General features: G+C 64.6%; 12 protein-coding genes and 1 pseudogene. 2 read left to right on the forward strand and 11 right to left on the reverse strand.

The genetic code is table 11. From position 1 onward, the window contains the following. From GCN75_RS07860 to GCN75_RS07880, 5 genes and pseudogenes are all read right to left on the reverse strand, one after another. Window positions 1-493, reverse strand: a pseudogene (locus tag GCN75_RS07860) (hypothetical protein); the annotation flags it as partial. Next, window positions 490-1056: a sigma-70 family RNA polymerase sigma factor gene (locus GCN75_RS07865; protein WP_226938802.1), complete on the reverse strand. Its 567-nt coding sequence runs from the start codon at window positions 1054-1056 to the stop codon at window positions 490-492. The pseudogene GCN75_RS07860 and the gene GCN75_RS07865, both read right to left, overlap by 4 nt. A 61-nt stretch (window positions 1057-1117) precedes the next feature. Continuing rightward, entirely contained in the window at window positions 1118-3001 is a 1884-nt protein-coding gene (locus GCN75_RS07870; RefSeq protein ID WP_152282072.1) for a beta-propeller domain-containing protein, read from the reverse strand. A 94-nt stretch (window positions 3002-3095) separates the two neighbouring features. Further along, window positions 3096-3719 (reverse strand): trimeric intracellular cation channel family protein, encoded by a 624-nt coding sequence (locus GCN75_RS07875; RefSeq protein ID WP_152254911.1) that lies wholly within the window; start codon window positions 3717-3719, stop codon window positions 3096-3098. A 4-nt stretch (window positions 3720-3723) separates the two neighbouring features. Continuing rightward, window positions 3724-6210 (reverse strand): penicillin-binding protein 1A, encoded by a 2487-nt coding sequence (locus GCN75_RS07880; RefSeq protein ID WP_193317414.1) that lies wholly within the window; start codon window positions 6208-6210, stop codon window positions 3724-3726. 144 nt (window positions 6211-6354) lie between these two features. Between GCN75_RS07880 and GCN75_RS07885 the strand changes: the two genes are divergently transcribed. Then, window positions 6355-7242, forward strand: coding sequence for an HTH-type transcriptional regulator ArgP (locus GCN75_RS07885; RefSeq protein WP_152282073.1), 888 nt, complete (start codon window positions 6355-6357; stop codon window positions 7240-7242). Here the strand turns inward: GCN75_RS07885 and GCN75_RS07890 are convergent, their stop codons facing one another. From GCN75_RS07890 to GCN75_RS07905, 4 genes are read right to left on the reverse strand one after another with little or no spacing between them, the layout of a single operon-like run. Then, window positions 7243-8115 carry an ABC transporter permease gene (locus tag GCN75_RS07890; RefSeq protein WP_152282074.1) on the reverse strand — a complete coding sequence of 291 codons (873 nt, stop codon included), beginning with the start codon at window positions 8113-8115 and terminating at the stop codon, window positions 7243-7245. Continuing rightward, a complete protein-coding gene (locus tag GCN75_RS07895) occupies window positions 8112-8957 on the reverse strand; it encodes an ABC transporter ATP-binding protein (RefSeq protein WP_152282075.1) in 846 nt (281 codons plus the stop codon). Before GCN75_RS07895 ends, GCN75_RS07890 begins: the two co-directional genes overlap by 4 nt. A gap of 1 nt (window position 8958) precedes the next feature. Further along, window positions 8959-9972, reverse strand: a complete 1014-nt coding sequence (locus tag GCN75_RS07900) for an ABC transporter substrate-binding protein (protein WP_152282076.1) — start codon at window positions 9970-9972, stop codon at window positions 8959-8961. Between the two features lie 32 nt (window positions 9973-10004). Beyond that, window positions 10005-10889, reverse strand: a complete 885-nt coding sequence (locus tag GCN75_RS07905) for a TauD/TfdA dioxygenase family protein (RefSeq protein ID WP_152282077.1) — start codon at window positions 10887-10889, stop codon at window positions 10005-10007. A 222-nt stretch (window positions 10890-11111) separates the two neighbouring features. Here GCN75_RS07905 and GCN75_RS07910 point away from each other — a divergent pair, with 222 nt between their 5' ends. Continuing rightward, complete coding sequence (locus GCN75_RS07910) at window positions 11112-11597, forward strand: tetratricopeptide repeat protein (protein ID WP_152282078.1); 486 nt, start codon at window positions 11112-11114, stop codon at window positions 11595-11597. Between the two features lie 18 nt (window positions 11598-11615). Here GCN75_RS07910 and can read toward each other — a convergent pair whose 3' ends face one another. Further along, entirely contained in the window at window positions 11616-12287 is a 672-nt protein-coding gene (gene can, locus GCN75_RS07915) for a carbonate dehydratase (protein ID WP_152254903.1), read from the reverse strand. A gap of 137 nt (window positions 12288-12424) precedes the next feature. Next, window positions 12425-13558, reverse strand: a complete 1134-nt coding sequence (dnaJ, locus tag GCN75_RS07920) for a molecular chaperone DnaJ (protein WP_086147258.1) — start codon at window positions 13556-13558, stop codon at window positions 12425-12427. Window positions 13559-13614 lie beyond the last annotated feature (56 nt).

The following is a 13614-nucleotide window of genomic DNA, read 5'->3' on the forward strand; positions in this document are numbered from 1 at the left end:
GCGCGCTTTGCTTGGCGGCCGGATCTTCGATGGCCATCTTGGCCAGCGCGCGCGGTGCCGGCGCTGCCGACAATGGTGCTGGCTGCGGTGCTGGCTGCGGCGCCGCGTCAGCAGCCAGCGGCGGAACAGACGCCGTGGCGGCGGGCGCGGGCATCGCATCCTGCGTGACCGGCTCGCCTACCACGGGGAATTGCGCCGGCTTCGAGCCGAACCAGTCCACGCCGATCATATTCACCGTCAGCAGCACGGCGGCGGCCAGGCCCAGCGGAACGCGCCAGCGCTGCAGGGAATCGGGCGCCTTTTTCGCCGGCAAGGTGCGCAGCACGCCATCGGCGCTGTCGTTGGCCGCTGCCGGCTGGTGCAAGGCCTTTTCCGCATCGGCCAGGATGGCCGCATCGAGCGCGCTGGAAGGCGCCGGCTGCGGCAAGCTGGCCAGCAGCGCGTTCAATTCCTCGTCGTGCCGTTCGTCGTTATCTTGATTGTGCGTATTCATGCCTGTCCTCCCGCGCCATTGGCACTGTCCAGTCCTGCCCGCAGCTTCTGCATGGCGTAGCGCAGCCGGCTCTTGACGGTTTCCGCTTCCGCCCCCGTCACCACGGCGATATCCTGGATGCTCATGCCGCTGAACTGCTGCAGCACCAGCGCTTCCTTTTGCTCGGCCGGCAGCGCCGCGATGGCCGCATGCAGCAGCGCGTGCTGCCGTTTCTGCTCCAGCGACTGCAGCGGCGATGCGCCCTCGTCCGCCAGTTCGCCCGTTTCCTCCTGTTCCTGCCCTTCCCGCTGGCGCAGCAGGTCGATCAGGCGGTTGCGCGCGATCTGGTACAGATAGGTGCGAAACGCGGCCTGCGGCTGGTAGCCCGTGCGCACCGCATGCAGGCTGGCCCAGGCATCCTGCACGATCTCGTCCACCCACGCGCGGCGCGGTGCGCGCCAGGCCACGAAGCGGTACAGGCCCTGGCTATGGCGCCGGTACAATTCGCGGAACGCCGGCAGGTCGCCGGCGCCGTAGCGCAGCATCAGGTCTTCATCCGTGGCAGTGAGTAGGGTGTCGGGCATGCGATCCAGTGTAGCCGAACTGCGCGGCAGCGACAAATGCCGCGCGTCGCTCACCATCGCGTCAGCGTGCAACTGGCGCATAGCTGATGCGGCGCACTTCGCGGACCTGCCCTTCCTTGAGCGCGCCTTCCACCAGTTCATAGCCGAGCAAGGCGAAGACCCGGCCCTGCAGGAACAGGGGACGCGCATTGCCATACCAGTCCACGCAGGACGCGCGGCAGCCATCGTCCGGGGGCTGACCGGGCCGCGCCGCCAGCGCGCCCAGTTCCATCAATTGCAAGCCGCTGTTACGCAGGTACAGCACGGACGCCGATGACTTGTTCAAGCCTGGCCGCTCGTCCGCGCCCAGGATGGGCAGGCCGATCACGCCCTCGTTTGCCGCTTGCGGCTTGTAGAAAAAGCCGTGGCTGCGCGATTCGCCCTGCACCGCATCGGCACGGATATAGCGCGTGGCAACCGCCGCCTGCGCCCCCAGGCGGATGCTGCTGAAATACAGATCCTTGCCCTGCGCGCCGATCACCACGGCGTCATCGCCCAGCGCTTCGATGCGTTCCACGCCGTGCGGCAGGGACAAGGCTTGCACGCTGCCCCCATCGGCCCAGCGCACGGCATACAAGGGCTGGCGCGGCCAGGCCTGGTCTGCCTTGCGGCGTCCGGGATTGCCCGGATTGCCGTACAACAGATACGCACCCACATAGCGGTTCTGCAGTCCATAGCCCCCACCGCCGGGTAGCGGCTGGTAGCTGCCGGCCGGCGCGCTGTCGCGGCCATCGGAAAACGAGGCCAGGGGCACGCGCAGCAAGGCCATGTCGCCCCGGCCCCGCGTGCCATCCCACATGGCGTCGCCCTGCCCTTCGGAGCGCAGCAGGACGTTCAGGTGGCCGTCAGCGCTTTCCAGGAACGAGAACTGGTCGACGGGTGCGCCGGCCACTTTGAGGGCGCTGGGCGCGCTGCCGTCGAGGGGGATGCGGAACAGGCCCGAATCGCTGCCCCGGCGCGTCGTCCACACGTACACGGATTCTCCCGAGACGTAGAACACGCGCCCTTGCGGCCCCATGACGGCGGTGGCTTCGCAGCGCATGTCGCGCTGCGCCAGGTCGCACACGGTGACCGTGTGCAGGGCCAGACTGGTACCCGGTTCCGGTTCGTCGTCGGTGCGGTAGATGCGCGTGGCCGGAGCGATGCGCTTGAAGTCCGATGGCACGGCGTCGGGACGCCAGCGGCGCAGCGCGGGAAAGCCGCCGAACGGGTCGCCACGGCGCAGGTTCAGCGACAAGGGCGAGTAAAACACCAGCTTGCTGCCGATCAAACGGCTCGCGTAATTGCGCGAGGAATAGTAATCGTTGGAGCGCAGGTGGTAGGTGGAACGGTAGGCCAGCTTGCCGTCTGCCGCGATGTCGAACAGGCCGATCTCCGTGCCGCCGCGGCTGTAGCTGTAGCCGATCACCACCACCGTGTCGCCATCGATCAGCATCTCGTCATACCAGTTGCCCGACGGATCGCTGCCAGGCGCGAACGCGTCGAGCGAGGCGACGGGCTGCAAGGCATTGCCGCCCACCTGCACGGTAAACAGCTTGCCGCGTCGGAGCATCACCAGGTGCTTGCCATGCAGCTTGACGATGCCGCCTTCGTCCACGCCCGCCGTCTGCACATTGGTGACCGATTCGGCCGCCTCCGCCGATGCCGCCGGTGCCGCTTTCGCCACCATGGGCGCGGCCGGGGGCGCCGGCGGGGGCGCGGCCATGTACTGCGCCGTGGCACGCTGCAGTTTCTGCTGCTTCAGCAGCAGCGCCTCCTGGCGCGCCTGCACTTGCTGCAGGTAGCTGCTCAACGCCTGCTCGCTGGCAAACGGCGCCAGGGTCTTGCGCGGCGCCGTGCCGGCGGCATGGCAGCCTGCCGACAGCAGCAGGGACAGTATCACGGTGATCTTGAGGGCGCTGGACATCGCTTCTTCTCCGGTTGGCTGGGGTGTCCAACATGAAACGCAGCGGCGGAGAAAAAGGGGTTAAAGGCGCGTAAAAATAGTCGCGCAGCTGCCGCTACTCGAAACCCCGGATGCGGTCGCCGTTAAAATTCGGCAAACGCCACTCGAAATGCAGGGCCAGGAAACGGAACAGGAAACCGGCGCCGATGGATGCCAGCTGGGCCACCGAGCTGTCGACCTGGAAGTACAGCAGGCCCACGTACAGGCTGCCCGTAAACAGGGCCACGGTGGCATACACTTCGCGCTGCAGCACGAGGGGAATCTGGTTGCACAGGATGTCGCGCAGCAGGCCGCCGAAGACGCCCGTGATCATCCCCGCCAGCACGACGATGGCCGGATGCATCTTGGCCGACATGGCGATGTCGCAGCCGATCACGCAGAACGCCACCAGGCCCAGGCCATCGACCAGCAGGAAGACGGCGCGCAAATGGTGCAGGTAGCGCGCGACAAAGGCCGTGACGATGGCCGCGCCGATGGTAAACAGCAGGTACTCGGGATGCGCGATCCAGCCCAGCGGATAGTGCCCCAGCAGCACGTCGCGCACGGTGCCGCCGCCCAGCGCCGTGACGGTGCCGATCATGCAGATGCCGAACAAGTCCATGCCGCGCCGCATGCCCATGATGGCGCCGGACATCGCTTCGGCGACAATCGCCACCAGGTAAATCGTATATAACAGCATGGTCTTACTCTTCCGAAAATGATTTGAGAATTTGTTCGCGTTCGCGCGCTTCGCTCAGGGCCCGCGCCTCGTGGCCGGCGCCGCTGGTGCCGCGCTGTTCGCCGTTGGCCAGGCGCGTGTCGGCGCCCAGGCTGCCGGGCGCGCCGCTGCCGCAGCTGACGCTGCTGTGGATGAAGGCATGGCTGTCCTGCAGGCAGTTGCCGGCCAGGTATTCGGCATACACGTAATCGCCATCGAGCAGGGCCAGGCCCTGCGGTTCGGCCAATACCTGTTCGCGGCGGCCTTGCACGGCCACCTGCATGTAGTCGCGCCAGACGGGCAGCGCCAGCGTCCCGCCCGTGGCGTTGCCCAGGCTCTTAGGCTGGTCGTAGCCGAGCCAGACGACGGAGACGAGGCCCGAGGAATAGCCGGCGAACCAGGCGTCGTACGCGTTATTCGATGTGCCCGTCTTGCCGGCCGCGTCGCCCCTGCCCAGCGCCAGCGCTCCGCGTCCCGTGCCGCTCTTGACGACGTCGCGCAGCATGCTGTCCATGACGTAGGCATTGCGCGTGGAGATCACTTGCGTGCCGGGTGCCGGCTCGCCCTTGGCACGGGGCGCCGCATCGCTGTACAGCACCGCGCCGCTGCGGCCGCGCACTTCCTTGATCAGTTTCGGCGGCATCTGCACGCCGCCGTTGGCAAACACGGCATACGATTGCGCCAGTTGCAGCGGGGTGACGGCGCCCGCGCCCAAGGCCAGCGGCAAGGAGACGGGATTGCGCGCGCTCTCGAAACCGAAGCGCGTGGCGTAGTACTGCACGTAGCCGGGACCGGCCGCCTGCATCAGGCTGACGGCCACCAGGTTTTTCGAGCGCACCAGGCCGCGCCGCACGCTGATGAAGCCTTCATAGTTGTTGCCGTAATTGCGCGGCCGCCACGGCTGCGCGCCCGTTTCCTGCGGCAGCAGCAGGCGCTGCGTATCGTCGACGGCCGTGCCGGGAAAATATCCCTTTTCCAGCGCCGCCGAATACACGAAGGGCTTGAAGCTGGAACCGGGCTGGCGGTAAGCCTGCGTGGCGTGGTTGTAGTGGTTGCGGTAGAAATCGAAGCCGCCCGCCATGGCGACGATCTCGCCGCTGTGCGCATCGACGGAAATGAGCGCGCCTTCCATCTCGGGCAGCTGGCTCACCAGCCAGCGGTTCTTGGCCCCGTCGTGCAGCACGCGGATCACGCTGCCTTCGACGATGGCGCGCTTGCCATCCCACTGCAGCTTGCCGCCCAGGCGCGCATCCGAGGCCGCGAGCACGATCTCGTCGCCATTGCGCAGCTGCGCCTTGATCTGGCGCGCGCCGGTGCTCTCCACCTTGCGCACCAGCGCGGCGCGCAGCTCGCCGCTGTCCGGATAGGCGGCCAGCTGGCGCGCCACGCTGTCTTGCGAAGCGGCCAGGCGCGCTTCCGGGCCGCGGTAGCCGCGCCGCGCCTGCGCGTTCAGCAAGCCGTCGCGCAGCGACTTGTCGGCTGCCCGCTGCGGCGCCATGCGGATGGTGGTCGTCACGTCCAGGCCCATGCTGTAGGCCCCTTCGGGATAGCTTTGCAGGATCAGCTGGCGCGCTTCCTCGACCGCATACGCGGCCGCGTGCACGGAGCTGTTGCGGTCCTTGTTCAGGGCCAGCTTTTCCGCCACGGCAGCCTCGTATTCGGCCGGCGTGATGTAGCCCAGTTCACGCATGCGCTGCAGGATGTAATGCTGGCGCACGGTGGCGCGCTGGGGATTCGCAACGGGATTGTAGGCCGATGGCGCCTTGGGCAAGCCGGCCAGCATGGCCGCTTCGGCGATGCTGACCTCGGCCAGGGGCTTGTCGAAATAGATGTTCGAGGCGGCGGAAAAGCCGTAGGAACGCTCGCCCAGGTAAATCTGGTTCATATACAGTTCCAGCAGCTTGTCCTTGCTGTAGTGCTGTTCCAGCTTGTAGGCGAGCAGCATCTCCGTCAGCTTACGCTGCACGGTCTTTTCGCGCGACAGGAAGAAGTCGCGCGCCACCTGCATGGTGATGGTGCTGGCGCCCTGCGCATGGTGGCCCGTGACGACGTTGGCCAGGGTCGCGCGCGTGAGGCCATAGAAGTCGACGGCGCCGTGTTCGTAGAAGCGCGCATCCTCGATGGCCAATAAAGCCTGGCGCATGCGCAGGGGGATATCCTTCAAGGGCAGGAATTCGCGGCGCTCTTCGCCGTATTCGGCCAGCAGCTCGCCTTCGCTGGAAAAAATCCGCAGCGGCAGCGCGGGCTTGTACTGGGCCAGATGCTCGACGGCCGGCAGGTCCTGCCATGCCTGGCGCAGCCAGTAACCGCCCGCCAGGGCTGCGGACAAGCCCAGGCCCAGGGTCAGTCCCAGGCCGAATTTCAGATTGCGCACCAGCTTCGATGGCGGCTTGCGGGCGGCGCCGCTGCCGTCTTTCGCGCTGTCTTTCGCGCCGCTTTTTTCACTGTCCTGTGCCGTATCTTGCGTGTCCATATGGTCATTCCCTTGCTGCCAGGAGGCCCCGCGCAGGCGCGCGGCACTCCATCAAAGAAGCATTGTGCACTGCAACACACCTATCCTTATAAAAAGTAAGTATTATTTAGTATTGATAAATTTTTCTTATGTTAGGCGCGCACCATGAACCTGAATCCCAAGCACACGGAAGCGTTCCGCGCCGTCGTCGAAACGGGCAGTTTCGAACAGGCGGCGCTGCAGCTGCACCTGACCTCGCCCGCCATTTCGCAGCGCGTGCGGGCGCTGGAAAGCCAGCTGGGCAACGCGCTGATCGTGCGCAGCCGTCCCGCGCGCGCCACGCGCATGGGCCAGCGCCTGATGCAGTACCTAAAGCGGGCCAAGCTGCTGGAAGCGGACCTGGAAGCGGAACTGGCGGTGCAACAGGATGCCCCGCTGACCCTGGTGCTGGCGCTGAACGCCGATTCGATGGGCACCTGGTTCTTCCCTGCCCTGTCCGAAGTGCTGATACGCGAGCGCGTGCTGCTGGACCTGACCGTGGAAGACCAGGACCACACCTATACCTTGCTGGAAACGGGCATGGCCATCGGCTGCATCAGCACGGAAGCAAAACCCATGCGCGGCTGCACGGCCGAGCCGCTGGGCGTGATGCGCTACTGGCTGGTGGCTACGCCCGCGTTCCGCCAGCAGTGGTTCGCGCATGGCCTGACGCGCAAGGCGGCGCGCACGGCGCCCGTCGTCGCCTACACGCGCAAGGACACCTTGCAGTCGTCGTACCTGCAGGAAGCGCTGGGCTTGCCCGAAGGCGCCTACCCCTGCCATTACGTGCCGGGCGCCACCTCGCACTTCAACGCCATCCGCTACGGCCTGGGCTACGGCATGGTGCCGGAATTGCTGCTCAAGGCGAATGCGGACGGCGAACTGGTGGAAATGCTCACGCCCAAGACCCCGGCCGACGTGGCCCTGTACTGGCACACGTGGAAGGTGCAGTCGCCGCGCCTGGAACAGCTGTCGCGGCAAATCGTCGTGGCGGCGCGCAGCATGCTGAAATAGCTACCGCTGCATGCCCCAGCGTTTCAGGGTGACGCGTTCCAGGCTGCGAAAGCCGATGTTTTCCACCAGCAGACCGATGACGATGACGGCTGCCAGGCCCGCAAACACCTTGTCCGTGTACAGCTCGTTGCGGTTCTGGAAGATGTACCAGCCCAGGCCGCCCTGGCCCGACGTGGTACCAAATACCAGTTCGGCCGCGATCAGGGTGCGCCAGGCAAACGCCCAGCCGATCTTCAAGCCCGAGACGATGGACGGCAAGGCGCCCGGCACGAGGATGTGCAGCACCAGGCGCAAGCCGCTCAGCCCGTAGTTGCGGCCCGCCATGCGCAGGGTCTCGGGCACGCCCTGGAAGCCCGCATACGTATTCAAGGCCAGCGGCCACATCACGGAATGGACGATGACGAAGATCAGGCTGGCGCGTCCCAGGCCGAACCACAGCAAGGCCAGCGGCAGCAGGGCGATGGCGGGCAAGGGATTGAGCATGGCCGTCAGGGTTTCCAGCACATCGCGTCCGATGCGGCTGGACACGGCTAGCAAGGTCAGCACGAAGGCAGCCAGCACGCCCACCGCATAGCCCTGCAGCAAGACGAAGAGGGAGGCGGCCGTACGCGTGAGCAATTCGCCGCTGGCGATACCGCCGATGAACGCCTGCGCCGTCTGCAGAAAACTGGGCAACAATAAATCGTTGTGCGTCCAGCGCGCCGCGCCCTCCCACAGCAAAGCGAGGCCAAGCAAAATGAAGGCCTTGCGCCACAGCGCATGCTGGCCCAGGCGCTGCCAGCGCGACAACGGCCGTTCGACAGCCACGCCGGCCGGCGGCGGCGCCGCGTACACGAACTCCTGACGGATCGGTGGTTCCAGCAGCGCGCTCATACGGCCTCCCGCTGCGGCTGGTCCTCGTGCTGGACGGGAACCACGTCCTCATCAAACAGCAGACCGTGGATGCGGCTGCTGGCGGCCTGGAATTCCGCGCTGCCCCCGCTGTACAAGCCGAACTGATGGCTGTTCAGCTCGGCGCGCACGCGGCCCGGATGGGGCGACAGCAGCAGGATGCGGTTACCCACGACCAAGGCTTCCTCGATCGAATGCGTGACGAACACGAGCGTAAAACGCAGCTCTTCCCACAGGCGGCTCAGCTCTTCCTGCATCTTGCGCCGCGTGAGGGCGTCGAGGGCGGCAAACGGTTCATCCATCAGCAGCACTTCCGGCTGCATGGCCAGCGCGCGCGCGATGGCCACCCGCTGCTTCATGCCGCCCGACAAAGTATGCGGATGGGCATATTCAAAACCGGCCAGGCCCACCTTGGCGATCCAGTGATGGGCGCGCTCGCGGGCCGCCACCTTGTCCAGCCGCTTGCTGGCAAGCAAGGGGAACATGACGTTTTCCAGCACGGTTTTCCAGGGCGGCAACTGGTCGAATTCCTGGAACACGACGACCCTGTCCGGCCCCGGCTTCGTGATGATTTTTTCCTGCATGGTGATGCTGCCCGCGCGCGGCGCAATGAAACCGGCCACGGCTTTCAGCAGGGACGACTTGCCGCAGCCGGACGGTCCCAGCAGCACAAAACGGTCGCCCCGGAACACGTCGAAACTGACGTCGTGCGTGGCGCGCACGGTGCGCTGTTCCGTCCGGTATTCCAGGCTGACATTCCTGACGCTGAGCAAGGGTGCCACCGCCACGGGCGGGCGCACCAAATGAAAGGCGGGTGCGTTCATGTCAGCCTCCTTGCGTGATGGCAGGGTCGTCAAAGAAATAATCGCGCCAGCTGTCGGGCAGGTTACGGATGGCGTTCACGCGATGCAGAAATTGCGCCAGGCCATAGGTATTTTGCGGAGCGATCTTGAATTGCACTTGCGGGTTGGCAAAAATTTTCAGCAGCAGATTGCGGTCCACCTTGCTCTTGTTTACCTTGATGTAGATGTCGGCCGCCCCCTGTGGATTGCTGCTCGCATACTGCGCCGCTTCCGCCAGCGCGGCGATGAAGGCGCGGTAAGTCTTGGGATTGTCCTTGCGGTATTTTTCCGTCGCATACAGCAGGGTCGACGAGCTGGGCCCGCCCTGCACGTCATACGAATTCAGGAGGATATGGGCGTTCGGGTTTTGCGCCAGCTCCTGTTCCTGGAACGGCGAATTGCCGAAGTGGCCCGTCAGCTCCGTGCCGCCGGCGATGATGGCAGCCGCCGCGTCCGGGTGCGGCAGGGTTTGCGTGATTTTATCGAGGCGGGCGAATTCCTTGTCGCCCCACTGTTTCGCCACCGCCATCTGCAATATCCTCGCCTGGACGGAGACGGACACGGCGGGCAAGGCGATGCGGTCCTTGTCCGTCAAGTCCGCCAGGGTTTTCACCTTGGGATTGTTGCTGATCAAATAGTAGGGAAAGTTGCCCAGCGAAGCCACGCCGCGCACGTTCTGCCGGCCTTTCGTGCGGTCCCAGATGGTCAGCAGCGGCCCCAGGCCCGCGCCCGCGATATCGATATTGCCGGACAACAAAGCGTCATTGATGGCCGGGCCGCCGGACAGGGTAATCCACTCGACTTTGACGTCCACGCCCTGCTGCTTGCCATGCTTTTCGATCAGTTTCTGTTCCTGCGCAATATTAAGCAGCAAGAAGGTGATGCCGTGCTGGCCCGCGATGCGGATCTGTCCTTCGGCCCGGGCCATGGGCATCGCCATGCACAGCAGGATGAAGGCGGCGAGCAGGCGACGGGGAAAGGTAAAGATCGGCAACATGGACACTCCTTGGGTCTGGCTACGGGAAAAAATCAGTACGGCGCATCGCCTTCGATGGTGGTGCGATACAGCTTGCGGCGCTGATCGGGAGGGCAACCCGTCGCCAGGTGCATCAGGGAACGGTTGTCCCAGAACACCAGGTCATGCGGCTGCCAGCGGTGCACATATAAATGCTCGGGGCGCACGCTGTGGGCGAACAGTTCGTCGAGCAGGGCACGGCTTTCATCGTCGGGCAGACCGACGATGCGCGTGGTGAAATGTTCGCTGACAAACAGGGCGCGCCTTCCCGTTTCCGGGTGCACGCGCACCACGGGGTGCGTCACGGGTTTGACTTCATCGATCTGCGCCTGCGTCAGCGCGGGCCGCCACGGGTTGCGGCGGCGCAATTCCTCATACTGGCTCAGGTAGCTGTGCTCGGCACGGGCACCGCGCACGGCATGGCGCAGCGCGGCCGGCAGGCTTTCCCACGCCAGGTGCATGTTGGCAAACACGGTATCGCCGCCCTCGTCCGGCAACTCTTGCGCGTGCAGCATGGAGCCGAGGCTGGGCACTTCCTTGTACGACAGGTCCGAATGCCAGAAATGGCCCGCATCGCCCAGGCCGATGGGCTGGCCATCCTCGACGATGTTCGAGATGATCAGCACTTCCGGTTGCGCGGGCAGCTGGAACTGGCGCAGCACGTGGATTTGCAGGGGACCGAAGCGGCGGCTGAAATCCACCTGCTGCTGCGGCGTGATGCGCTGGTCGCGGAACACCAGCACGTGATGGTCGAGGTGGGCATGGTGCAGGCGCTGGAAGTCGCCCAGCGACAGCGGCTGCGACAAGTCCAGTCCCAGCACTTGCGCGCCGAGCGGGGCATCGAAAGTTTCGATACGGAAATGGCTGCTGGAAAGCACGGGTTTCAGGACGGCCGACATAAGAATCCGCAAATAGTCAGGGGAAGTCCACTGTATGCCGGCCGGCCCTGCCTGCAAACGAAGCATTTACTATATGGATATGCGGGGCGCGTTGCGCCGCGCCGCAACAGCCGCTGTCCCGAATTGGCACAGCGGCGGCACGTTCCCGCCTCGATGGCTCCTGGACTGCGCTAGCACGCAACTTGCTTGTCTACCAAGCTTTAACCGATTCCCAGGAAAGCCATGTCCCCCTACGCCCTGCTGCTCGCCTTGCTGTTCGCCGTTCCCGTCCATGCCCAGGATAGCCAGGATGAAGGCGACCTCAGCTACAAAGCCTATGTGCGCAGCGACAAGCGCATCAAGTGCTTGTACGGCTATGCGGCCGACAAGACGGGCGACCATGCCGCTGCCGTCGCCATCTTTGAAGACTGCATCCGGCGCTGGAACGATGTGTATTCGATGATTTGGCTGGCCCAGCTGTATGAAACGGGCGTAGGCGTGCCCAAGGACCTGGTGCAGGCGACGGCGCTGATGCGGCGCGGCGCCCATACCAACGATGACGCCGCCTATGCGCGGCTGGCCCGCTACCACTATGGCGTGGCGCTGGCCGAAGGCCGGGGCACGCCCCAGGATCTTCCCCAGGCCAGAACCTGGCTGCGCCAGGCAGCGCAGGAGGGCGTACAGGAGGCGGCCGATTACCTGGCCCGCCTCGACGGCGCCGCGCCGTAAGCGCTGCGCCGGCGTTGCTTACGCCGTTGCTTCGTAGCGGGCCAGGCGGGCCGCCATGCGCGGCGCCAGCTCGTGGCCGGCCGTGACGGTCACTTCCAGGTCGTTCAGCAAGCCATCTTTCAAGCCATAGACCCAGCCATGGACGCTGAGTTCCTGACCGCGTTCCCACGCATCTTGCACGATGGTGGTCTGGCACACGTTCAAGACTTGTTCCACCACGTTCAGTTCGCACAGGCGGTCGCCGCGCTGGCGGCTGGTCAGCACGTCGCCCAGGTAGCGCTCGTGCTTCTGGCCCACGTCCTGCACGTGGCGCAGCCAGTTGTCGACCAGGCCGATGCGCGTGCCCGTCATGGCCGCGTGCACGCCCTTGCAGCCGTAATGGCCGACGATGATGATGTGTTTGACTTTCAGCACGTCCACGGCAAATTGCAGGACGGACAGGCAATTGAGGTCGGAATGCACGACCACATTGGCGATATTGCGGTGCACGAACACGTCGCCAGGCGCCATGCCCAGCAGTTCGTTGGCGGGAACGCGGCTGTCGGAACAGCCGATCCACAGGTATTCGGGCGAGGTCTGCGCTTCCAGGTTCTTGAAGAAGTTCGGGTCTTTCGCCACCATCGAGTCGGCCCAGCGGCGGTTACGCTGCAGCAGTTCCGCCAGGGCCAGGCCGCTTTTCTGTTCGGTCATATCGCTCCCATTCTGTGAGTTCGGTTGAGCAGCGCGCCGATCGCCCGCGTTAGCGGACGATACGCGCAGATGCCAGTCAACCTGGGTAAAAAAACGCCGGGATGTGTGAGCATCCCGGCGCATGGTCTTACGTGTGCTTACTCAAAAAAATCCTTGACCTTGTCTTTCCAGGTCTTGCTTTGCGGACTGTGCTTGGCACCGCCCTCGGTCGTCGACTTTTCAAAGTCGCGCAGCAGGTCTTTCTGTTTTTCCGTCAGTTTCACGGGTGTTTCGATGGCCACGTGGCAGAACAGGTCGCCCGCGTAACCGGAGCGCACGCCCTTGATGCCCTTGCCTTTCAGGCGGAAGGTCTTGCCCGACTGGGTGCCTTCAGGAATCGTGAACGACACTTTGCCGTTCAGGGTAGGCACTTCGATTTCGCCGCCCAAAGCCGCCTTGGCAAACGAGATCGGCATTTCGCAATGCAGGTCGTCGCCTTCGCGCTGGAACACGGCGTGCGGCTTGATGTGGATTTCCACATACAGGTCGCCCGACGGACCGCCATTCGTGCCCGGTTCGCCGTTGCCGGACGAACGGATACGCATGCCGTTGTCGATACCGACTGGAATTTTCACTTCCAGGGTCTTGTTGCGCTTGATGCGACCGGCGCCGCCGCATGGCGTGCACGGGTCGGTGATGACCTTGCCGCTGCCATGGCATTTCGGGCAGGTTTGCTGGATGCTGAAGAAACCTTGCTGCATGCGCACCTGGCCGTGGCCACCGCAAGTACCGCAAGTGGTGGGCGAGGTGCCCGGCTTGGCGCCGCTGCCGTGGCAAGTGTCGCACTTGTCCCAGCTCGGCACGCGGATGGTCGTGTCGAAGCCATGAGCAGCTTGCTCCAGTGTAATTTCTAGGTTGTAGCGCAAGTCGGCGCCACGGTACACCTGTGGACCCGCATTGCGGCTGCGTCCACCGCCGCCGCCAAAGATGTCGCCGAAGATATCGCCGAAGCTGTCGGCAAAGCCGCCAGCACCGCCGCCGAAGCCGCCTCCGCCGCCCATGTTCGGGTCCACGCCCGCGTGACCGTAGCGGTCATACGCGTCGCGCTTTTCCGGATTGGTCAGCATCTCGTAGGCTTCTTTGACTTCCTTAAACTTTTCTTCCGATTCCTTGCTATCCGGATTGCGGTCCGGATGGTATTTCATCGCCAGTTTACGGTAAGACTTTTTGATCTCTTCTTCCGAAGCATTTTTTGCGACACCGAGTGTCTCGTAAAAATCACGCTTTGCCATGTTGTCGGCACCTTGCAGTCTATCTACTGATGTAAAAATTACACGAAAAAGCCGAG

Source organism: Janthinobacterium violaceinigrum (assembly GCF_009208555.1).
GTDB lineage: Bacteria > Pseudomonadota > Gammaproteobacteria > Burkholderiales > Burkholderiaceae_D > Janthinobacterium > Janthinobacterium violaceinigrum.